23 protein-coding genes and 1 other annotated feature are annotated in these 19882 nt (G+C 36.8%); of the genes, 2 read left to right on the top strand and 21 right to left on the bottom strand.

The window, feature by feature from the left end:
* Positions 1-115: 115 nt before the first annotated feature.
* The 6 genes from A5866_RS15025 to sfsA all read right to left on the bottom strand — a co-directional run bounded on the left by A5866_RS15025 (position 116) and on the right by sfsA (position 6748).
* Positions 116-436 (bottom strand): PTS lactose/cellobiose transporter subunit IIA, encoded by a 321-nt coding sequence (locus tag A5866_RS15025; RefSeq protein ID WP_086280253.1) that lies wholly within the window; start codon positions 434-436, stop codon positions 116-118.
* Positions 437-468: 32 nt separating this feature from the next.
* Complete coding sequence (locus A5866_RS15020; RefSeq protein ID WP_086280250.1) at positions 469-789, bottom strand: PTS sugar transporter subunit IIB; 321 nt, start codon at positions 787-789, stop codon at positions 469-471.
* A gap of 150 nt (positions 790-939) precedes the next feature.
* Complete coding sequence (locus A5866_RS15015) at positions 940-3654, bottom strand: sigma 54-interacting transcriptional regulator (protein WP_086444956.1); 2715 nt, start codon at positions 3652-3654, stop codon at positions 940-942.
* A gap of 36 nt (positions 3655-3690) precedes the next feature.
* Positions 3691-4974 (bottom strand): DEAD/DEAH box helicase, encoded by a 1284-nt coding sequence (locus A5866_RS15010; protein WP_086444957.1) that lies wholly within the window; start codon positions 4972-4974, stop codon positions 3691-3693.
* Positions 4975-5000: 26 nt separating this feature from the next.
* Positions 5001-6002, bottom strand: a complete 1002-nt coding sequence (locus tag A5866_RS15005; RefSeq protein WP_086444958.1) for a Gfo/Idh/MocA family protein — start codon at positions 6000-6002, stop codon at positions 5001-5003.
* 8 nt (positions 6003-6010) lie between these two features.
* Complete coding sequence (gene sfsA, locus A5866_RS15000; RefSeq protein WP_176271447.1) at positions 6011-6748, bottom strand: DNA/RNA nuclease SfsA; 738 nt, start codon at positions 6746-6748, stop codon at positions 6011-6013.
* A gap of 222 nt (positions 6749-6970) precedes the next feature.
* Between sfsA and A5866_RS14995 the strand changes: the two genes are divergently transcribed.
* Positions 6971-7369: a DUF4828 domain-containing protein gene (locus tag A5866_RS14995; protein ID WP_086280233.1), complete on the top strand. Its 399-nt coding sequence runs from the start codon at positions 6971-6973 to the stop codon at positions 7367-7369.
* A gap of 57 nt (positions 7370-7426) precedes the next feature.
* Here A5866_RS14995 and hisE read toward each other — a convergent pair whose 3' ends face one another.
* The 12 genes from hisE to A5866_RS14935 form a co-directional block, all read right to left on the bottom strand.
* On the bottom strand, positions 7427-7738 hold the full coding sequence (gene hisE, locus A5866_RS14990; RefSeq protein WP_086444959.1) for a phosphoribosyl-ATP diphosphatase: 312 nt from the start codon (positions 7736-7738) through the stop codon (positions 7427-7429).
* A gap of 104 nt (positions 7739-7842) precedes the next feature.
* Positions 7843-8148, bottom strand: a complete 306-nt coding sequence (gene hisI / locus A5866_RS14985; RefSeq protein ID WP_086280227.1) for a phosphoribosyl-AMP cyclohydrolase — start codon at positions 8146-8148, stop codon at positions 7843-7845.
* Entirely contained in the window at positions 8145-8900 is a 756-nt protein-coding gene (gene hisF / locus A5866_RS14980; protein ID WP_086280224.1) for an imidazole glycerol phosphate synthase subunit HisF, read from the bottom strand. The genes hisI and hisF overlap by 4 nt, the downstream gene beginning before the upstream one ends.
* Positions 8890-9615 carry a 1-(5-phosphoribosyl)-5-[(5-phosphoribosylamino)methylideneamino]imidazole-4-carboxamide isomerase gene (hisA, locus tag A5866_RS14975; RefSeq protein WP_086280221.1) on the bottom strand — a complete coding sequence of 242 codons (726 nt, stop codon included), beginning with the start codon at positions 9613-9615 and terminating at the stop codon, positions 8890-8892. Before hisA ends, hisF begins: the two co-directional genes overlap by 11 nt.
* Complete coding sequence (gene hisH / locus A5866_RS14970) at positions 9593-10219, bottom strand: imidazole glycerol phosphate synthase subunit HisH (protein ID WP_086280217.1); 627 nt, start codon at positions 10217-10219, stop codon at positions 9593-9595. Before hisH ends, hisA begins: the two co-directional genes overlap by 23 nt.
* Complete coding sequence (hisB, locus tag A5866_RS14965; protein ID WP_086444960.1) at positions 10220-10804, bottom strand: imidazoleglycerol-phosphate dehydratase HisB; 585 nt, start codon at positions 10802-10804, stop codon at positions 10220-10222. It abuts the gene before it with no gap.
* A 36-nt stretch (positions 10805-10840) separates the two neighbouring features.
* Positions 10841-12121, bottom strand: a complete 1281-nt coding sequence (hisD, locus tag A5866_RS14960) for a histidinol dehydrogenase (RefSeq protein ID WP_086444961.1) — start codon at positions 12119-12121, stop codon at positions 10841-10843.
* Entirely contained in the window at positions 12118-12756 is a 639-nt protein-coding gene (gene hisG / locus A5866_RS14955) for an ATP phosphoribosyltransferase (protein ID WP_086280207.1), read from the bottom strand. The genes hisD and hisG overlap by 4 nt, the downstream gene beginning before the upstream one ends.
* Entirely contained in the window at positions 12753-13943 is a 1191-nt protein-coding gene (gene hisZ, locus A5866_RS14950; RefSeq protein ID WP_086280204.1) for an ATP phosphoribosyltransferase regulatory subunit, read from the bottom strand. The genes hisG and hisZ overlap by 4 nt, the downstream gene beginning before the upstream one ends.
* 339 nt (positions 13944-14282) lie before the next feature.
* Positions 14283-14558: a binding site (T-box leader), on the bottom strand.
* Positions 14559-14858: 300 nt separating this feature from the next.
* Complete coding sequence (locus A5866_RS14945; protein ID WP_086444962.1) at positions 14859-15659, bottom strand: MerR family transcriptional regulator; 801 nt, start codon at positions 15657-15659, stop codon at positions 14859-14861.
* Between the two features lie 286 nt (positions 15660-15945).
* Positions 15946-16413, bottom strand: a complete 468-nt coding sequence (locus A5866_RS14940) for a hypothetical protein (protein ID WP_086280199.1) — start codon at positions 16411-16413, stop codon at positions 15946-15948.
* A gap of 123 nt (positions 16414-16536) precedes the next feature.
* A complete protein-coding gene (locus A5866_RS14935; RefSeq protein ID WP_086280193.1) occupies positions 16537-17217 on the bottom strand; it encodes a DUF4947 domain-containing protein in 681 nt (226 codons plus the stop codon).
* A 256-nt stretch (positions 17218-17473) separates the two neighbouring features.
* Between A5866_RS14935 and A5866_RS14930 the strand changes: the two genes are divergently transcribed.
* On the top strand, positions 17474-18220 hold the full coding sequence (locus A5866_RS14930; protein ID WP_086444963.1) for a TraX family protein: 747 nt from the start codon (positions 17474-17476) through the stop codon (positions 18218-18220).
* Positions 18221-18266: 46 nt separating this feature from the next.
* Here A5866_RS14930 and A5866_RS14925 read toward each other — a convergent pair whose 3' ends face one another.
* The 3 genes from A5866_RS14925 to A5866_RS14915 are packed head-to-tail and all read right to left on the bottom strand — an operon-like array spanning position 18267 to position 19863.
* On the bottom strand, positions 18267-18632 hold the full coding sequence (locus A5866_RS14925) for an MmcQ/YjbR family DNA-binding protein (protein WP_086444964.1): 366 nt from the start codon (positions 18630-18632) through the stop codon (positions 18267-18269).
* A 13-nt stretch (positions 18633-18645) separates the two neighbouring features.
* A complete protein-coding gene (locus A5866_RS14920; protein WP_086444965.1) occupies positions 18646-19020 on the bottom strand; it encodes a VOC family protein in 375 nt (124 codons plus the stop codon).
* A 42-nt stretch (positions 19021-19062) separates the two neighbouring features.
* A complete protein-coding gene (locus A5866_RS14915) occupies positions 19063-19863 on the bottom strand; it encodes an AraC family transcriptional regulator (RefSeq protein ID WP_086444966.1) in 801 nt (266 codons plus the stop codon).
* Between the last annotated feature and the right edge of the window lie 19 nt (positions 19864-19882).

Raw genomic sequence — 19882 nt, 5'->3', positions numbered from 1 at the left:
AAATCCCCCTAAACAATATTTATCTAAAAAGCATGCTGCTTTTCAAATCGGTCGTCGTAAAAGCGCTGTTATAAAAGCAGCAACTTTTTAGTTTGTCTCAAAATCCAAGTAATCTTTACTCGTTATCCATGCGACGATATAAATCGATGATTTCTTTTGCTAAATCTGTAAATGCGATCGCTGTCATTAAATGATCTTGACTATGAACTGTCAATAACGTCACTTGGATATGATTTCCTTGTGCTTCTTGTGTTAACATACCAGTTTGAGAATGATGTGCTTGAACCAAAGATTCTTCTGCATCAACAATTTTTTGATCTGCTAAGTCAAAATCTCCTGCTTTAGCGGCTGCGATCGCTTCCATTGCATCGCTTTTAGCATTACCTCCATACATGATAAGTCCCATAACTGCTTCTAAATTTTGTTGCTCTTCCATAATTTTAACGCTCCATTCATTTTTTATTTAAATTAATTACCCATTAAAGAAATTGCTTGATCCAATACTTTTTCGCCGTTCATCATGCCATAATCAGACATGTTGATCACGTCAAAGGGAATTCCTTTTGGTGCTAGTTTTTGCTCAAATTGTGCTTTCATGAAACGTACTTGTGGTCCTAAAAGTAATACGTTTACATCTTTAGCTTCTAGGTTGTTGTCTGCATCTGATGCCGATACTGCAAAAATATCTGCTTCCATTCCACGATCTTCTGCTGCTTTTTGCATTTTTGTTACTAATAAACTGGTACTCATTCCTGCTGAACATACTAACATAATTGTTTTTTTAGCCATTGTTACCACTCCTTCTATCTCAATTTTGCTTTACACGTTTATATAAAGCAAGAAGCGTGCCAAAAAAATATATAGACCAAATCCCACGATAACTGGGTTTTGGTCTATACGTTTTGTGTACACACTATTATTTTTCGGGCTACACACTAATTAATTTTGTTTATATTCTGAGATAGCTTTAATTCTATTTTCTAAAAATAGTTGTGTAAGATGTGCAATATCAGACTCAGTAAAGGCTACACGATAGGCTTTTTCGATCACCATTAAATTGGTTCTAGTTACATCTGTTTCTAAGCGGTTCTTTTTCATAAATTCAGGAAGATGCTCAAATTCTTTTGATTTTTCGCCTTTTAAAATAGCATCGACTAAGAAAGCCAGATGAATCACGATCCCAGCGTCTACACCAGGTTCTACGATAATATGCATATCGGTTTGGATTTGATGAACTGTTTTTTGCAGCATGACAATTAATTTTTGTAATGAATCGACTGCCGTAATCGTGCCACCTAATGATTTTACGATTTTCTCCGTTGGCACCTCATCTCCTGCGATACGTTTTAATACATTTAGTTTTTCATCATCGAAGATATCATAGGCTGAAAAGAACGGAATATTTTGGTATTCAACATCTACCGTTCCTGCAATTGCTTTGATTTCATATTCTTCCATCAAACTGTCGATATGCTTTTTAAATGCTTCACGTTCTAAGAACTGCATTTGGATAATCTCTACTTTGTTTTCATCAATAACGGGTAAAATTCGTTGGTACAGCTTCGCTGCTACCCCTTCACCAGTGAAACAAGTGACTACAACCGCTTTTTTAACTTCATCTCGATTTTGCGGACTCGTTCTAAATTGTTCTCTAATAATACTTTCAAATGACATTTGAATATTTTGATAGATATCCTCTAAGCTACGTCCCACACTAGCCATACGAATAGCTTCTAACACAATCATCGTACTGGTCATAGTGATTGCTTTCGTACGAATACCCGTTTCTTCAAAAATCAGGTTACCAAACGAATTTAATGAACCCATATCCGTTAAAAGCAACATACCATTGACTAATTTCTCACGATGATTCAATACAAAAGTTTTTAGCTGTTCATACATGGTTTGAACTTCCATGGTCAGCGGCATGTTCATCGCCACACCGGTCTCAGTTCCAAGTAATTCTTGCGCTGTTTTTAGCATACTTGAAGCTGTGGAATCACCGTGCATCAAAACGACAACGCCAACATTGTTCTCATGAACTTTTTCTTTACTGCCGACATTGATCGATAAAAACATACTGATAAAACCAATCTCATCAAAAGGAATTTCAATATTATTTTCTTCTTCTATGATTGCAGATAAATCCATGGCAACTTGAAATTCTTTTTTCATTTTTTTACGAACATTGTTTAAGTTAGGATGAACAATTACATGTCCCTCTCTAACTCGCTCGATTGTACTTTGTAAATGGAGTGCAAAAGCAAAACGCGCTTTTTCATTGTAGGTACGCTCTAATCTTTTTTCTGCGATATCATATAATTGATCTGTTAGCTTCCAAATTGGCTCTGGCAATAATTCTTTGTGTACTGGATTTTGAGTCAATTCATCCACGTACGTTTGGAAATAGGCATCCATGTCACTGGAAATTAGTTGTTCCAAATTAACATTTTCTAATTCATTAGCTGATAATGTAGCCACTTTTTCTTCGATTTCATTGTAAACCTGCATATCACGAGCTGGATCTTGAGACCAAACAACTTCATTCGTACCAGGTTCAAAGCTTAGATAATTACTTTTACTATCAACAAAACGATCTAAACGATCAGAAACTTCTTTGATTTTTAATAATCCCTTTTGAACTTGAAGTGGTAAATCTCGTTTTTGGATCACTAAACTAGACTCGTTATGAGTACGATAATGTAGAAAAGATTTTGCACAAACCAGTTTCAAGTCTCGTTTGACTTGTCCAATATTGCCTTCTGCATCATATAACATAAATGCTAGGATCGCTTCTCTTTTAATATCGATTCGTTGATTTAAACGATTTGCTTCTTGTTTGATAAACAATGAAATAATATCATATCGTTCATCAAGTGAGCGTGCATCTAACGATGGTAATGTGATAGCCATCGGAATTCGGCGGTTAAAGGTTGTTAAAAAGCTTTCAGAAGATTCTGTAGTTGCCCCAATAATTTGAACAGATGCTTCATAGGTTTGACCACTTTCACCAAGTGGGCGATAGATGCCTTTATCAATAAAAGTGAACAACATTTCTTGTCCTTCTGGTGGTAAGCGATGGATTTCATCAAGGAATAGAATTCCTCCATCGGCTTTTGACATCAAACCTGGGCTATCTTCATTAGCTCCAGTGTATGCCCCTTTTTTCACACCAAAAATATGCCCAAAAAGCAATTGAGGATTCTGAGCGTAATCAGCACAGTTAAACGAAACAAATGGAGCATCTTTTGCTAGCGTGTTTGAATCGACCGCAAAATGATACATACATTCTGCAAATAACGATTTACCGGTTCCAGTTTCACCAAAGATGATAGTATGTAAGCCACGCGGCGGATATAAAATTGCCGCTTTAGCCTGCTGGATGCTGACTTTCAAAGAGTCTTGCGCCCCAACTAAGTTATCAAATGTTACCTCACTGGAACTGTCCACATGTACTCTGTCTTCTTCTGTTACAACGGAATAGACTACAGGACGGCCATCGCTTTTAATAATTTTTTGTTCTTTGAATAGTTCGCTTAAGTAACGACTCGCGTTACTTCGATCGATTGACAACTCTTTGGCAACCTCTGCTGCCGTCATGCCTTGTGTTTTTAATTCTAAAACTGCTAAAATCTCGTCTTTTCTAGATTTCATGGATAGCCTCCTAAATCATGACGTTCTTACTTGTTACTATGCTTCAGGTTGAGACAGTTTCCGTCTAGCCCCTTTGTTTTTATTGCTTTTTGGCCGTTTTTTAGGTTTAGCCGTCTGTTTGCTTGGTTGTTGTGTGGTTACTGGGTCTTTTTTGTGCGGTAATTTTGTTTTTGAGTGTTTTTTTTCGACTGTATTTTTTTCTTTTCTGTTCAGATGGATTGCACCATCGTATAGAAAAATTTCCTTAGAAGGAAGTTCGATTTTTTTCATCAATCGTTGATAATCTCTCTTCGTCGCATCATTAACAAAGGTAATGACAGAGCCCGCTGCTCCCATTCTTCCAACACGTCCAGCACGATGGATATAGCTTTCTTCTGATAAAGGAACTTCGGCATTCACAACAAATGGAATAGCTTCAAAATCCAAGCCTCTTGCTGCGATATCCGTTGTTAAAAGCATTACAGCTCTTTTTTTAGAAAATTGATCGATCGCCAATTTCCGTAATGTTTTATTTTGATCGGAAGCAAGTCCAACCACTGTTAATCCTTCATAAATCAGTTTGTCTTCAACCGAGCCCAAATCAGCAACTTGATTGAAGAAAACCATAGCTCGAAAATCTGGTGTATAAGCAAAACTTCTTAAATAATCACTTTTCTTTCTAGGTGATAAAGCCATGAAATAATGGTTGACGACGCCACCTGACTGATCTTCATTTGTTACATCAATGATCGTCAGCTGATCCGTTAATTTTTTTGCTTCTTCTACCACTCGATCTGCAGTCGCTGAGTAAAAGACAAGCTGAAACTCTGTTGGCGCACTTGCCAAAATTTGTTTCGTTAAATTCAATTCTCTATCATGAAAGAGTTGATCGACTTCATCCATCACAACCGTCTTTAGCAAATGGCTTTTGATTTTTTTAGTTTTGATCAATTCTAGTACGCGGCCTGGGGTTCCGACTAAAATTTCTGGTTTCTTTTTAAGTTTCTCGATTTGTCGACCAACGTTGGCTCCGCCGATCAGACTTTGAGTTTTTAATTGCAGAAGTGTTGCCCAATCCCGCACAACTTGACTGATCTGCACAGCTAATTCTTGTGACGGTGCTAAAATCAACAGTTGACTGCCATGGTCTTTTTCTACATTTAAAAGTAATGGTAAAACATACGCCAGCGTTTTTCCTGATCCAGTTGGTGAAATCCCCAAGAGGTTTTCCTTTTCTTGCAAAGGGTGGAAACTCTTTTCTTGAATCATCGATGGCTCGCTAAAACCAGAAGCCTGCCAATGTTCTTGCAAGGCTTCTGGTAAATGTTTGATAAATGTCATAATAGTCCTTTCTTGATTAAACTTGTTTATGCTTTGTCCGCATCAAAAACGATGCCAGCACTTTTTCTTAAACTTGTTAATACTTTATTTACGTTGCGTGATAACTCGACCCACTCCTCGTAACGCACACCCATTGTCGAATCGTTAGGATTTTCTAAGATATCAGCAAAATCATTGGCTTCTTCGATCATTGGATTTTCTTCGGTCGTAACAGAGATGATATCACGTTCTTGATGGTTGCGATTGTGATATTCAGCTTTTGAAATCGCATTGACACTATCTAAGATCAACGTACCGCCATCAAAATAAATTTCAGAATCTAAGAAGGAATCTGCATTTTTTCCTGTTTGTAACGTTACATCAAATAAATCATATCTTAAAATCGCTGTGCCAATTCCATCAACAGCTGTTGGGATTTTTCTTGCAAAATAATGACTTTCATTTGGCATACCGAACCACCCCACTGCGGCATAGACTAAATAGACACCTAAATCCGCCATAGCTCCACCTGAAAAATGAGGTGAAAAAATATTTGGTTCTTGACCATCCAACACTTGGTCATAGCGTGAAGAATATTTCATATAGGTGAAATTTGCACCTATAATTTGATTTTTTAAAGGCAATAGCTCAGCAATTTTTTTGAAACTTTTCTCATGGATATTACGAGCAGCTTCAAAAAAGAAGACTTTTTGCTGATTAGCCAACTCAATAATTTCGTTCATTTCTTCCGGTGTTGAGAAAGCTGGTTTTTCAACAATAATATTTTTGCCGGCTAAAATGCCTTGTTTTGCCTGTTCAAAATGGAGTGAATTCGGTGACGCGATATAAACCGTATCCATATGAGCAATCCCAAAAAATGTTTTTAAATCCGTTGCATATTCAACATCACCATACTCTTCACCAAATTTTTGAGCTGTTTCTAACTTGCGTGAATAGACTGCTGTCAAATCATAGCGGTTTGTTTCCAACGCTGCTTTGACAAATTGATGACTAATCCAGTTTGTTCCAATAATACCTAAGTGAATCATCTTTACCCTCACCTTTCTGAATTTGGATCTTCAAACGTTTTGGCAACATCAAACGGTACCTGATGTTCTATTGCTATTGTATCAGGAGTGACACTACAATTGTAAGCAATGACGCTTAATCCTTGTTTTTGTCCTGATAAAATGATTTCTGCTAAAGCTGGCTGCATCGCTGTATGGATCGTTGCTATTTCAACTTTTTCAAATTGAACAACAAACAATACATAGCTTTGATACCCTTCTTTTGTGGCTTCGATCAATTCTGTTACATGTTTTAAGCCACGTAACGTTGGTGCATCAGGAAAGGCGCCTACTCCGTGATTTTCTAAGGTCATCCCTTTCACTTCAACGAAAGCTTGATGCCCGGTATTCGTTTTTACTAGTATGTCAAACTGTGAATGGGCGAAACGCTTTTCTCTTTTTACCGAAATAATTTCGCCATTTAAGTCTGGTAAAACAATGGTACCTGCTTGGATTGCCTGAGCAGCCAGTGCATTTGGAACTTGACTATCGATATTAAACCATACATCATTTTTTTTAACCGCAATTAGATCATACTCTGTTTTTCTCTTTGGAGAAGGCTGATAGGATAAAGCAACTTCAACTTCCGGATGAAATAGTTCTTTACAGCGGCCAGTGTTTTTTACGTGAACCGTTACTATTTCACCGGTCTCTTGTAAGCGACACTGTGCAATAAAACGATTTGGTCTATCAATAAAATACGCTAAATACACATTGGGATATGTAATCATTGTACCACCCTTTCTTCAAAACAATACCATATTTTGAATGAAAAAGCATTGTCAAACTTTTCAGACAAACGTACTCCTATATAACAGGAAACAGAGATAGAAACGCTACTTAAAAATTAAAAAGAATAAGGACTTCATTAAGTTTTTTTATAGGAAGAGATTTTCGAATAGTTTGTTTTTTAATTTCGTGCTATGATTGTTTTAGAGGAGAATGATACTATGAAAAAACATTGGTCATTATTTTTAGGTGCATCACTTATTACGGGGATTGCCGGCTCATTGTTCTTAAAAAAACAACAAGAAAAACAGCAGGCTGATTCAGATATTCCTACTTTATATAAGAGTTATTTGGGCAGTTGGTGGTTCGTTAATAAAGTCAAAGCAACCCAACATACCTTAAAGATCGAAGATGATTTGCAAATCATTATCGATGGTAAAAAATTAAGTTACATGTTAGTTGAATTAACAAATAAACGCTTAGTCGCCCAAGATGAATATGGCTATCATTTAATTGTTCAATGTCTAAATGATAAACCTGCTTCGTTATACGATGAAGCAGATGATGCTACTTATGTTTTAGAAGCAACCAATTCTTTTGATTGCCCAACTGAAAACTAAAAGAAGCGATCCCCGTAATTGTTTTATGTGGGACGCTTCTTTTAGTTTTTGGTTCGTTTAAAGCGTATCAATTTGTTTCCGCTCGGTGGTTTTACTTAGTTTCCCTTCACGCTTCGTTAATTCTGCTTTGATTTCGTCTGGTGAAATGTTTTGTTCAACGAGTAAGACTAACATATGATAAATCAGATCAGATGTTTCAGAAACAAGTTCTGTTTGGTTATTTTTTGCGGCAATGATCACTTCTGTTGCCTCTTCACCAACCTTTTTTAAAATCTTATCTAGCCCTTGATCAAATAGATAATTTGTATAGGAGCCTTTTTTTGGCGTTTTTTTGCGCGCACGGATTTCTTCATAGAGTGTTTCAAGCATGTCTTTTTACCTCCTTTATTTTTTTCCGAGACCTTCAATCCTTGGAGCTTTAGCTCCTAGGAATTGATGAGATCGGAGCAGAGCGTAGTGACTAGCTCACATAGCTAGAGAATTACATTAAAAAAACAACTATGCTGTCCTGTATGACAAGCAGGTCCTGTTTGCTCAACAGTGATAAGTAACGTGTCTGAATCACAATCGGTCACGATGCTTTTTACTTTTTGACTATTCCCACTAGTCTCACCCTTATTCCATAACTGTTGACGGGATCTTGAGTAAAACCAAGTTGTTCCTGTTTCGAGCGTTTTCTCAAAGCTTTCTTCGTTCATATAAGCTAGCATCAAAACCTCGTTTGTTTTTTCTTCTATAATAATTGCAGGTAATAGACCTTTACTAAAATCTAATTTCATCGACGTACCTCCATTCCCTTAAGCGCCAAGGACTCTTTTAATTCTGGAATTTTTACCTCTCCATAATGAAAAATACTAGCAGCTAGAGCCGCACTGACTTTAGTTTGCTCAAAGACTTCTACAATATCTGCTGCGCTACCACATCCTCCTGACGCGATAACTGGAACATTGACAGCCTCGCAAATAGCTTGATTCAATACCAGATCGTATCCTGCTTTAGTACCATCTGCATCCATACTAGTTAGTAAAATTTCGCCAGCACCTAAAGCCACTGCCTTTTTAGCCCACTCTATCACATTTAATCCGGTATCTTCACGTCCGCCTTTAACAAAAACATGCCATGAATCACCTGTTCTTTTAGCATCGATTGCGACAACAATACACTGTGAACCGAATTTCTCAGCCCCTTCTTTGATCAGTGCTGGTCGTCGAATTGCCGCTGAGTTAAGAGAAATTTTATCAGCCCCCGCCTGCAGCATTCTTTTCATGTCGGAAACACTCCGAATTCCACCACCAACAGTCAAAGGGATAAATACTTCTGCTGCTGTCCTTTCGACTACTTCGATCATCGTTTCACGCTTGTCACTCGTAGCAGTGATATCTAAAAAAACTAACTCATCGGCACCTTGTTCATTGTATGTCCGTGCAATCGCTACTGGGTCTCCAACATCTTGTAAATCAACAAAATTAATTCCTTTGACTACTCGTCCATCTGTAACATCTAAACAAGGAATAATACGTTTAGTCAGCAATTTGTTCCACCTCCAGCATATCAGCTAAGGCAATAGTCCCATTATAAAAAGCTTTTCCGACGATTGCACCGTACAGCCCTAATTCTGCTAATTTCATTAAATCAGCTTTGCTACTAACCCCACCTGAAGCAATGATTTGTACATTCGGTACAATCTTTGCCAGCTGTGCATAATCATCAAAAGTTGGTCCTGCTAACGTGCCATCTTTAGAAATATCTGTGTAGATAATTGTTTTGACACCAATTGCCGCCATTTCCTTAGCCATCTGTAAATAATCTGTTTCACTCACATCTAACCAACCACTAACAGCAACTTTTCCATTTTTAGCATCGATTCCGACAGCAATTTTATCCCCATGTTTTTTGACCGCTGCTTTGACTAATTCAGGATCACTTAAAGCTGCTGAACCAATAATGATTCGATCGATTCCCAGTGCCACATAATCGTCTACTTGTTTTAATGTACGGATACCACCACCAACTTCTATTTTTAAGCCAGTTGTCTTTTTCATAGCTTCAATTAAAGGCGCATTGGACGCCTTCCCCATCAAAGCACCATCTAAATCAACAACATGCATCATCTGAATACCCGCGTCTTTAAATTCTTGTGCTTGGGCTGCGGGATCATGATTGACGATCGTTTTTTGGAGAAAGTCCCCTTGAACTAACCGAACTGCTTTTCCTTCTCTAATATCAATTGCTGGTAAAACGTACATGCTCCACTACCTCCTTAAATCCTTTTAAAATCCGTAAGCCTGCCTCACTACTTTTTTCAGGGTGAAATTGTGTCCCATAAATAGTTCCTTTTGAGATCATTGCAGGTATTTTAATGGAGTACTGAGCAATCGCGTCAATCACATCTGGTTCACAATCAGCATAATAAGAATGAACAAAGTAGACATACTCTTTAGCCACATCTTTTGTCAGCAATGTTTCTTCGGTTACTACAAGTTGATTCCACCCCATATGAGGAACAGGTAAATCAGGATCGTCAGGTAGTCTTTCACACAGCCCTTCGATCAAACCCAATCCCTCTGTAAAACCATTTTCCATACTGCCTTCTAATAGTAGCTGCATACCTAAACAGACTCCTAAAATCGGTATCCCTTTTTGAGCCGTTTCTTGGATCACAGTCACTAAGCCTCGTTGTTCCAACTCTTTCATCGCTAATGAAAAAGCTCCGACTCCTGGTAAAATCAAGCCATCTGCTTTTCTTATCTCAGCAGGATCAGCAGAAATTTTATTCTCTAATCCAACAAAATCTAAGGCTTTTTGAACATTACGAGTATTTCCAGTATCATAATCAATGATAATAATCATCTACAAAATTCCTTTCGTCGAGTTGACCCCTTGAATATCAGGATTTTCAGTTAGCGCTTCTCTCAATGCTCGCCCGGTTGCCTTAAACAAGGCTTCTATCTTATGATGTGTATTTTTTCCATGCAAGATTTTTAAGTGTAAATTCATTTGGGTATTGAATGCTAATGCTTGAAAAAATTCTTCTGTCAATTCTGTATCAAAATCCCCAAGTTTAGGATTATCAAATACCGCATCAAACACTAAATAAGAACGACCGCTTAGATCTAAAGATGCCATACCTAAAGACTCATCCATTGGCACAAAACTAGTACCATAGCGATTGATTCCGGTCTTATCTCCTAACGCTTCACGAATACATTGCCCTAAAACAATCCCGACATCTTCCACAGTATGATGACTATCTACTTCCAAATCACCCTCTACTTTGACCTCCAGCGAAATACGACTATGACGAGCAAATAGAATCAACATATGATCAAAAAAACCAACTCCGGTTTGAATCGTAACTGGTTCTTGACGATCTAAATCAAGTTTCATCTCAATTTTTGTTTCTGCAGTTTCTCTTTTTAAACTAGCTATTCTCATTATTTTTCCCCCAGTATAAAATCTTCTTTTCTAGAATCACTTAAACCGATATTCAACTGCTCTTGCATGTGCTTCTAAACCTTCTTTTCGTGCCAGGAGTGCTATTGCCTCCTTCGCTTGCGCTAAGGCTTCTTTTGTATAATAGGTGACTTGGCTATACTTCACAAAATCATAAACGCCTAACGGTGAATAAAATTTTGCCGTACCACTTGTTGGCAACACATGATTTGTTCCTGAAAAATAATCTCCTACTGGTTCTGATGCATAGTCGCCTAAAAAAATCGATCCAGCATTTTTGATTTCATGTAAATAGCTGATTGGATCGAGCAACTGGACTTCTAAATGTTCTGGAGCGATCTCATTCATGATCGTAAACATCGCTGCAACTGTTGAAGCAATAATGATCATTCCATGATTTTCGATTGCTTGTTTTGCAATTTCTTTGCGCGGTAATGTTTCTAATTGTCGATAAATTTCTTTTTCAACTCGCTCTGCAAGCTGGTTTGAATCTGTCACTAGGATCGCTCTGGCAAGCGTATCATGTTCTGCTTGCGACAGCAAATCTGCTGCAATGTATGCAGGATTAGCTGTTTCATCTGCGATAATCCCGATTTCAGAAGGTCCTGCAATCATATCGATTCCGACGGTACCAAAAACTTGTTTTTTAGCTGTCGCTACATAAATGTTACCTGGTCCGACAATTTTGTCTACTTTCGGTACCGTTTCAGTCCCATAAGCAAGTGCTGCAATGCTTTGAGCTCCACCCAATTGAAAAATCTTATCTACACCAGCGATTTTGGCTGCCGCTAAGATTACATCTGGGATGCCGTCAACTGAAGGCGGGGTGACCATGATGATTTCTTCAACTCCCGCAATCTTAGCTGGCAGAGCATTCATCAATACAGAAGAAGGATAAGCTGCCGTACCTCCTGGTACATAAACACCTACGCGGGCTAAAGGTAGCACTAATTGCCCCCGTAGTACACCTTGTTTTTCGGTGTCCATAAAGTCATACTGTTTTTGCTTTTGATGGTAACTCACAATATTCTCTTTAGCCGCTTCTAGAGCTTTGAGGACTTCATCCTCTACTCGTTGGTAGCCCAAATCGATTGTTTCTTTTGATATAAACAAGTCCTCAAGCTCAACTTGATCGAATTTTTTTGAATAGTTTTTTAGTGCCTTATCACCATTTTGAATGACTTGTTGAATGATTTGACGAACTTGTTCTTCTATCTCTTGATTGTCTTCATGGGCTAGCTTTACCTCCGCTTTTAATGCAGTCAAAATTTCTGTGATGCTTCCCGTCAGCCAGTTCATATCATTTCTCCTCCAATCACATTCTCTAATTCATCAAACAGTCGAAAGATTGCTTGACGTTTACGTTTAAGCATTGCTTTATTTACAATTACTCGCGCTGAAACTGGACAGATATCTTCAAAAATCTCTAAACCATTTTCTTTTAAGGTTGTGCCTGTTTCGACAATATCGACGATTGCATCCGCTAATCCTAAAACTGGTGCAATTTCCACAGATCCTTCGATCTTAATGATCTCAACATCTTCGCCTTTTCTACGAAAATGTTCAGAAGCAACTGCTGGATATTTCGTTGCAATCCGTTTTCGTTTATAATCATCTGGTTGATAACTTTTTGTTGATGCAACAGAAAATTTACAAACACCAATCTTTAAATCCAACATTTCATAATAACCAACTGGATGTTCAATCAAGACATCTTTACCAACGATTCCTAGGTCTGCTACGCCATGACGCACGTAAGTCGTCACATCAGCCGCTTTTACTAAAAGAAATTTAAAGCGTTGATCAGGACTAATAAAAATCAATTTTCGTTGCTTGTCCTGTATAAACGAAATGTCGATCCCTGCTTGTTCAAATAGAGCTAGGGTCTGTTTTTCCAAACGCCCTTTCGTCAGCGCAATCGTTAATTGTGTCAATTTTGGTCACCTACCTTTGTTACATGTGTTTTATTTTCTAGCACTTCAATTACCTGTCGATATTGCCATTTCTCAGCATATTCTATCGCTTCTTCCAATGTTTCAAATAACGATAACTGATAATCAGGATACTCTTTTACCAAGGATTCTGCTCTGCCCAATTGTGCTAAAGAACTATGAACTAGCGTTGTGGGCGGTTTTAAAGCAGCAAGCTTATTTAGTTGGTACTGTAACGTAACCAAGGTATCTAAATTGATGCCTAATCCAACTGCAGGTATCATCGGATGATCAAATTGTTCCGCCAAATGATCATATCGGCCACCTCGTAAAAAAATATCTGGCACTAAATCAGCATACCCGTTAAACAATACACCAGTGTAATAATCCATCAATGTTATTAACCCTAAATCTACAGTCAATGAAATAGTTTCATGATAGCTCTTAATAACACTCATTAGTTTTTCTAGCTCATCGATGACTGGGATGATTTTCGACTCATTAGGCAATAATGTTTTAGCGACTGGCAAGACTTCTTCTACTTCACCAAACAATCTGGGAATTGCACAGATAAATGCATCTAGTTCACTAGGATAAATGGCAACGAATCGTTGAAGGTCTGTTAAGCTTTTATGATTAAAATACGTTTGAAGTTCTGTTTTTGCTGTCTCGTCTAATCCCAGTGATGTTACAATCAAACGAAAAATTTGTGCATGACCTAACTCAAAATGAAAATTAGGTATCTCTAGTTCCTCTAAAATTTCAACAGCACAAGAGAGACATTCAACTTCTGCTTTCAAAGAGGAATAGCCAATCAATTCAATACCAGCTTGTGTCAGTTCATTTTGTTCCCCTAACATATCATCGTTTGAGCGGAAGACTTTTCCACTATAAGATAATTTAAGCGGAGGTTGAATTCCTGTTGTGGCAATTACACGCCCTATTGGCATAGTCATATCTGGCCGTAAAACAAGTAAGCGACCTTGTTTATCAAAAAAACGATAAAATTCTTTCTCATTTTTTTCTTCACTATAAAACACATCTTCAAATTCGATCACTGGCGTATCAATACGCTGGTATCCTCTTTTTTTCACGATATCATTAACTTGTTGCTCTAATTGATAGGCACCATTAGCTTCTCGAAATAACTTATCCTTTGTACCTGACGGTAAACTACGATTCCATTTCATACGATTTCCTCCTAAATTTAAAAGCGTAGCGGGCTCGTCCAGCTCTGACAGAAAAATAGGAAATTCTAACTGAGGTGCTTTTTGCCTCATTTAGAATTTATCTTTTTTCCGAAGAGCTAGCCCGCGAAGCTAGATAACGCTAAAAGCTGAAAGAGCTTGTTCAGCCTCGACTGGAAAATAGAAAAAAATGACTGAGACGCTTTTTGTCTCATTGAGTTTTTATCTTTTTCCCGAGAGGCTAGCTCTTGAAGCTAGACAACATACAGTAACAACATCCCATTTCGCTCGCCCTCTATACTTAATAGCCAAAATAAAAAATCGTCCCCTTGGCAAATAAGCCAAGAGGACGAGAATAAGTTTCACGTGGTCCCACCTCAGATTTATTTTTACTTCACAGTAAAAACCTCTGTTAGTTAGATAAACTAAAAAGCGATAACGGGCTCTCCGATTTTTCCTACTGAATTTAGAAAACGAACTTAATTTCGTTAAGCTAAACGGGTGATTTCAGAAAAATAATTCACAGGCGTGTTCAATGATCCTTCGCTATTTCCTCACAGCAACCGGAAACTCTCTAAAACGAAGCAACTCATCTACTATTCTGGTCAGCATTTTTTCATTTTTTTCTCATATATTTTTAAACAATCTATCACGAAAAACAAATATAGTCAATAGTTTTTGCAAAACTTAAATTACGCACAAGAGGAAATCTTTTCCTTGTAGAAATCATGTATACTGTCATTATTCATGAAAAAAATAATCAATAGCGTTCTCATGAATAAGAGTAATGCCTATTAAAATGATTTTCAAGGCTTATTTTAAACCTTTTTTAACTTGCTTCTTATAAATAAAACAGCAACCCCACAGACTAATAATCTGAGGAATCACTGTTAAATGACACTATTCAACTTGATTTTATCAAAGTGCTACTGGAAAATAGATCTCAACTATATTTTTATCAGGTGCAGTGGTATTAGGATCTGTTTGATAGATTTCAAATGGTGCTCCATTCATTGTGTACCCTTGTTCTTCGATCCACTTTAAAATCTTGCTATATACTGAAGATAATTCTGTATAAGGACCAGTATACGTAGACACTGCACATAGGCTCGCAGCAAAAGTTCTCGTTTGCTCATTTTGTTCAGCAATCGGTACGGCTAATTCCATATCGGTATTTTCTGGATCAAAATCTGGACTATGATAAATCGTTAGTGGCGGTCCTGTGGGCGTAAATTTTTCTGCAGTTAGACGACCAAATAGTTCCCCTATATAGTGACCATATTCATTGACATTCATTTGTTTTCTAAGATATAAAAGATTCATTTCTGGTACTTCTGTAAGTTTAACTTCGATTGTATTCAAATAAGACATTATTTTATTTCCCCTTTCTAATATCGATAAATCATCAGTGATACGCTCCAATAATCGGGAATAACTCTGCATCTTTTGGCTGATTTCCTTTTTCTTTTTATTGATCGTTACCTGTAACAATTCTTGATCCTGTTCACTTTCAAGAACCTGCTTAATTTCTTCTAAAGAAAATGTATATTCTTTCAATCTCTTGATCAAAAGAATAATTTCAAGCTGACTTACATCATAATAACGATAGCCACTTTTAACATCTGTAGACGTTGGTTTTAGTAGATTGATTTCATCGTAATAGCGTAGCGTTTTGGGCGTAACCTGGGAAACTTTTGAAAAATCACCAATTGATAACATGATTACCTCCTAATTTAAAAGCGTAACGGGCTCGTACAGTTCTGACAGAAAAATAGGAAAATAGGAGGGTGGCGCTTTTTGCCACAATCAGATTTTATCTTTTTTCCGAAGAGCTAGCCCACGTAGCTAGATATGGTGACAACGTTCCGTTTCGCTTCACCTTGTACTTTTCAACATCAGTTCATTTTATTCACTATGTTTCAAAGCAACTATTTTTTACTGTCTCGAGACAAACTTATCATATAGGTTCCAGCTAGGGGAGAGTCAACAATTATTCTCAACTTTTTTATTTTCTTTTTTCTATCGCCACAACAGCATAGTTGAGCAATTCAAATACTCGTGAAACAAATAACGCTTTTGAAAATGGTTTGTCTGTTGCAACTACACTAAAGGCTTCTTTAAAACGCCGATCAATCGCTTTGTAATGAGGAGATGCTACATGAAAATGACCTTTTTTTTCAAAGATTTTATAATAGTCGGATTCAAAATCCAACATTTTGGCTAATTCTTTTAAATGATCAGCTGACACCATAATCGTACTTTGCACTAGCTCTTCTTCTATTTCAACAATAGAGTAGCCTTCCCCAGCATTTATAAAATAAATATCCCCATACACAATCGGATAAGTCTTTGTACCGATTTTTATCAGGCCATTTTCTACAAACAACTGAATGATCTTGATTTTCTCCTCATGTTCTTGTTTTGACAGACTGAATAAATTTGATTGATATTCACATAAATAATTACTTTTCACATACAGCCACTTCTTTCATCTTCGATTTAATAGTTAATTAATAGCATATATTTTCCAGATAAACAATTGCCATCATAGCAAAAAAAAGAGAAAACCATCGCTAGTTTCTCTCTTCAAAGTAATTTATATAGTATTGATTTTCCCAGTAAACTCAATATAGTCTGTCATTGGTGTAATAAACTTAACGCTATTTTCTGATAGGTAAATATTAGGTTTGCTTTGATCATCGTACACTAATAATTCTAGCTCCATACTTATCGCTGCTGCTAAAGATAGATCTTTCGTAGCAAACATAAAGGCTTTTGCTTGTCCTTCAGTTAACTTACCTAGATCAAACTGTTCCTTGATCAATTGCCATTCGCTCTCTTCCAATCGATCTCGAATCACTGCACCATCTGTGATGATCTGACTTGGTTCCCCTAGTTTGCTGATTACTTGTTCTTTATCGTATTGTGAATAATCTGGAACAAAAGCTGATATGTTCCCATCCCCTGATGACTCATAATAAACCTCTTCATCATCTTCTTCTGGATTAGGCACAAAAAGCTGTCCATTTGCCTCTGATTGTTTCACTGTTTCTTTCTTACTACTTTCAGTTGTACTAGAAGGTGTCCTTACTTTTTTTGATTTACGCTTCTTTGTACTGGTAGTAGATTCCGCTTCCTTATTCGAGCTTTCACTCGTTGTACTGGATACACTTGTCTCTTTAACTGGACTGCTAGATGCAGAGTCAGATTCGCTTTTTGCGGCACAGCCTCCTAATAGTAATACCAATACCCCATAAAATAATACAGTTTTTTTCATTTTTTTCTCCTTTTTTAATCGCTAACCAACCTATACTCAAGCTTATCATAATTTTAAAGTAATGGAAATACTATTTAGGCCTTCAACTACTGATTGATTTGTTTTTTTTTATCAGAAGTAAATCGTTGTAATAAACGTTCATCTTACTTCTCACTCTCAATTTTGTAAGACAATTGTTCGTTGATTCCCACGCAAAAAAAGCTTAATTTTTTTATACTATAAAAAGTAATAAAATAACAATTAATTAGGAGAATAAATGAACGGAAATCAATTAAAACTGATCATGATGGGCTTAATGCTACTTGATCATCTTGCACCACTTTTACCGCCACAATTTGGTACCCCAATCCATATGTTGACCCGCTGCGTTGCTGTATTTTTTGCCTTTATGGCAGTGGAAGGCTTCCATTACACAAGCAGTCGAAAAAAATACCTACTGCGTCTATACGGCTGGGCTACTATCATGTTTATAGGAAATACGCTGATTAACACACTAATCATCACAGATCCATTATATTATGCTTTTAGAAATATTTTTCTCACTTTAGCTGTTGGCGTGACAATTTTAACACTAATCGATTTTTCTAAACGAATAAAGGAACCCTTCTTTAAAATAACATCAACACTTTTAGCAATTATTTTGACCTTGGTTACTACTTTAGGCTTGATTCCCGCAGAAGGTGGGCTTGTCGTTATACCATTTATGCTACTAAGTTATTTCTTCAGAGACAATGCGAAAAAAAGAAATATTTCTTATCTTATTTTGGCAATTCCTTTGATTATCATGCCTCTACTTGGCTTACCAGAATATTCTTTTGAAATGATTAAAGTACAGCTTGAAGGAAATCCAGAATTTCTATTCCTTACAGTTATTCCTTTTATTCATTTATATAATGGTCAAAAAGGGAGCAATAATCCGTTCTTCAAATATTTATTTTATGTATTCTATCCATTACATATTTGGGTGATTACATTAATCAACTTTTATCTACATCAAGGATAATTCAAAAAAAACGCTACTTTTACAGTTAAAGTGGCGTTTTTAACTTTTATTGGTGATACTTCAATTGAACCTTCTTAGGTAATTTTTCAAGAACTAACTGATAAGATTTTTTTAAAAATAGAGCTAATTGTTCTTCGGTAAAAGAAGACTTTTCTAGTAAAAATGAATTCCAATGGGTTTTATTAGCATAATATCCAGGAACGACATCTGAATATTGTTCTCGTAACAATTCATTTTCTGCTGGATCACCTTTAACCGTCATCACCCGGTCACCCGTTTTATTGGTCCCAAGCATACAAAAACATTTCTTCTCAATGCCAAAATAATCGCAATCCCAATCTTCCCGATACTCAACTGTAGCCCCTGGCCATTTTCTTGCTTCATCTTTTAAATACTGAATGTTATCTTGCATTTGCTGCCCCCTTCTACTCATTGCAAAACAGGCTCAATAAATTACCGTCGGGGTCTTTGATAATTGCGTAATATTGACCCCAAAAAGCCTGCCAAGGTTCACGAAAAAGTTCGTAGCCAAACCCTTTCATTTTCCCGCATAATTGATCGATTTCTGCAGGATAATCACAAATAAAAGCTAATTCGATTTTATCCCCTGCACTTTTGGGCGGATAACCATAAATTCCTTCAATCATTTTTTTAGTATTTAATGAGATACGCATTCCTTCGTTATTCAGTTCTACATAAGCAGCCTCTTTTTCTCCTAAAGCTTCAAAACCAAATCGCTCATAAAATAAAATTGCTTCCTCCATCGATTCAACAATGATTCCGACCATATCTAGTTTCATTTTTGATTCCCTCCATTCCTTTTCTCCATTATAGTTTCAAGCTTAAATATTGTCTTGTAAAATTCCGACATGCTGACGGATTGCCTGTGGTGATAATCCCGTCATCTTTTTTAATTTTCGAGAATAATGAGCTTGATCAAAAAAACCATATTTTTCGACTAAGTCCAGATGCTCAATCGTTGGTCGACTGACCAATTCCTGGTAAACCTTTTGAAAACGTAGAACATCAAATACTTCATACGGTGAAAGACCCGTTTCTTCTCTAAATGTACGCTGTAAACTACGTTCAGATAAAGAACTACTCGCAATACTTTCAGGATAGCTGATCCCTTGATAATGTTCTTCAAAAAATGTCTGAATTGGTGCTGAGATTTTTTTTACAGTTAAACGATTCAAACGTTCTAAAAAATAAAGATTTGCACTCTCGATTAAAACACTAAGAGACTCTTGCCCAGATAAACACGTAATCAACTCAGTCGCTATGCCTTTTTCAAACAAAGCTAACTCCAGCAACTGATCTTTCAACCCTTTAAAAGACTGACCCAAAAAAGGATACATGCCGCCTAAATAATACCGAATACCAAAATAAATCAATGGCTGATCCGAATATGAATAAAAAAAGTGTGTACTGGGACCGCAAATATTGACCTGTAAAACATCTAATTCAGTGCTTAGTTGCACAATTAAGTCAGAACACAAATCAGGAATGACTCTACTTGGCGGGCTAGATGAATCTGTATAACTAATCCAATACGATTGTATATAGGAACTTAAACGTAGATCAGGAGCTACTTCTTGATAATCATTTAGAAAATCTTGCCAAACTTTGGGTCGATACATCATCATCATGCTCCTTTCTCAC

The sequence above is a fragment of the Enterococcus sp. 12C11_DIV0727 genome, assembly GCF_002148425.2.
Lineage (GTDB): Bacteria > Bacillota > Bacilli > Lactobacillales > Enterococcaceae > Enterococcus_L > Enterococcus_L lemimoniae.
The sequence above is the reverse complement of the archived record's forward strand: the minus strand, read 5'-3'. Positions and strand labels throughout refer to the sequence as shown.

What these genes read in the sequence shown, in the direction of transcription:
- A5866_RS14935 (WP_086280193.1), bottom strand. Translation starts at nt 17,217, where the DNA reads ATGAAAAAAACTGTATTATTTTATGGGGTATTGGTATTACTATTAGGA.
- A5866_RS14915 (WP_086444966.1), bottom strand. Translation starts at nt 19,863, where the DNA reads ATGATGTATCGACCCAAAGTTTGGCAAGATTTTCTAAATGATTATCAA.
- hisA (WP_086280221.1), bottom strand. Translation starts at nt 9,615, where the DNA reads ATGTACGTTTTACCAGCAATTGATATTAGAGAAGGAAAAGCAGTTCGG.
- hisH (WP_086280217.1), bottom strand. Translation starts at nt 10,219, where the DNA reads ATGATTATTATCATTGATTATGATACTGGAAATACTCGTAATGTTCAA.
- A5866_RS15015 (WP_086444956.1), bottom strand. Translation starts at nt 3,654, where the DNA reads ATGAAATCTAGAAAAGACGAGATTTTAGCAGTTTTAGAATTAAAAACA.
- A5866_RS15020 (WP_086280250.1), bottom strand. Translation starts at nt 789, where the DNA reads ATGGCTAAAAAAACAATTATGTTAGTATGTTCAGCAGGAATGAGTACC.
- hisI (WP_086280227.1), bottom strand. Translation starts at nt 8,148, where the DNA reads ATGAAATTAGATTTTAGTAAAGGTCTATTACCTGCAATTATTATAGAA.
- hisZ (WP_086280204.1), bottom strand. Translation starts at nt 13,943, where the DNA reads ATGAAATGGAATCGTAGTTTACCGTCAGGTACAAAGGATAAGTTATTT.
- A5866_RS15025 (WP_086280253.1), bottom strand. Translation starts at nt 436, where the DNA reads ATGGAAGAGCAACAAAATTTAGAAGCAGTTATGGGACTTATCATGTAT.
- A5866_RS14925 (WP_086444964.1), bottom strand. Translation starts at nt 18,632, where the DNA reads ATGCAAGATAACATTCAGTATTTAAAAGATGAAGCAAGAAAATGGCCA.
- A5866_RS14995 (WP_086280233.1), top strand. Translation starts at nt 6,971, where the DNA reads ATGAAAAAACATTGGTCATTATTTTTAGGTGCATCACTTATTACGGGG.
- hisD (WP_086444961.1), bottom strand. Translation starts at nt 12,121, where the DNA reads ATGAACTGGCTGACGGGAAGCATCACAGAAATTTTGACTGCATTAAAA.
- hisB (WP_086444960.1), bottom strand. Translation starts at nt 10,804, where the DNA reads ATGAGAATAGCTAGTTTAAAAAGAGAAACTGCAGAAACAAAAATTGAG.
- A5866_RS15005 (WP_086444958.1), bottom strand. Translation starts at nt 6,002, where the DNA reads ATGATTCACTTAGGTATTATTGGAACAAACTGGATTAGTCATCAATTT.
- A5866_RS14920 (WP_086444965.1), bottom strand. Translation starts at nt 19,020, where the DNA reads ATGAAACTAGATATGGTCGGAATCATTGTTGAATCGATGGAGGAAGCA.
- A5866_RS14930 (WP_086444963.1), top strand. Translation starts at nt 17,474, where the DNA reads ATGAACGGAAATCAATTAAAACTGATCATGATGGGCTTAATGCTACTT.
- A5866_RS14945 (WP_086444962.1), bottom strand. Translation starts at nt 15,659, where the DNA reads ATGTTATCAATTGGTGATTTTTCAAAAGTTTCCCAGGTTACGCCCAAA.
- hisE (WP_086444959.1), bottom strand. Translation starts at nt 7,738, where the DNA reads ATGCTTGAAACACTCTATGAAGAAATCCGTGCGCGCAAAAAAACGCCA.
- A5866_RS15010 (WP_086444957.1), bottom strand. Translation starts at nt 4,974, where the DNA reads ATGACATTTATCAAACATTTACCAGAAGCCTTGCAAGAACATTGGCAG.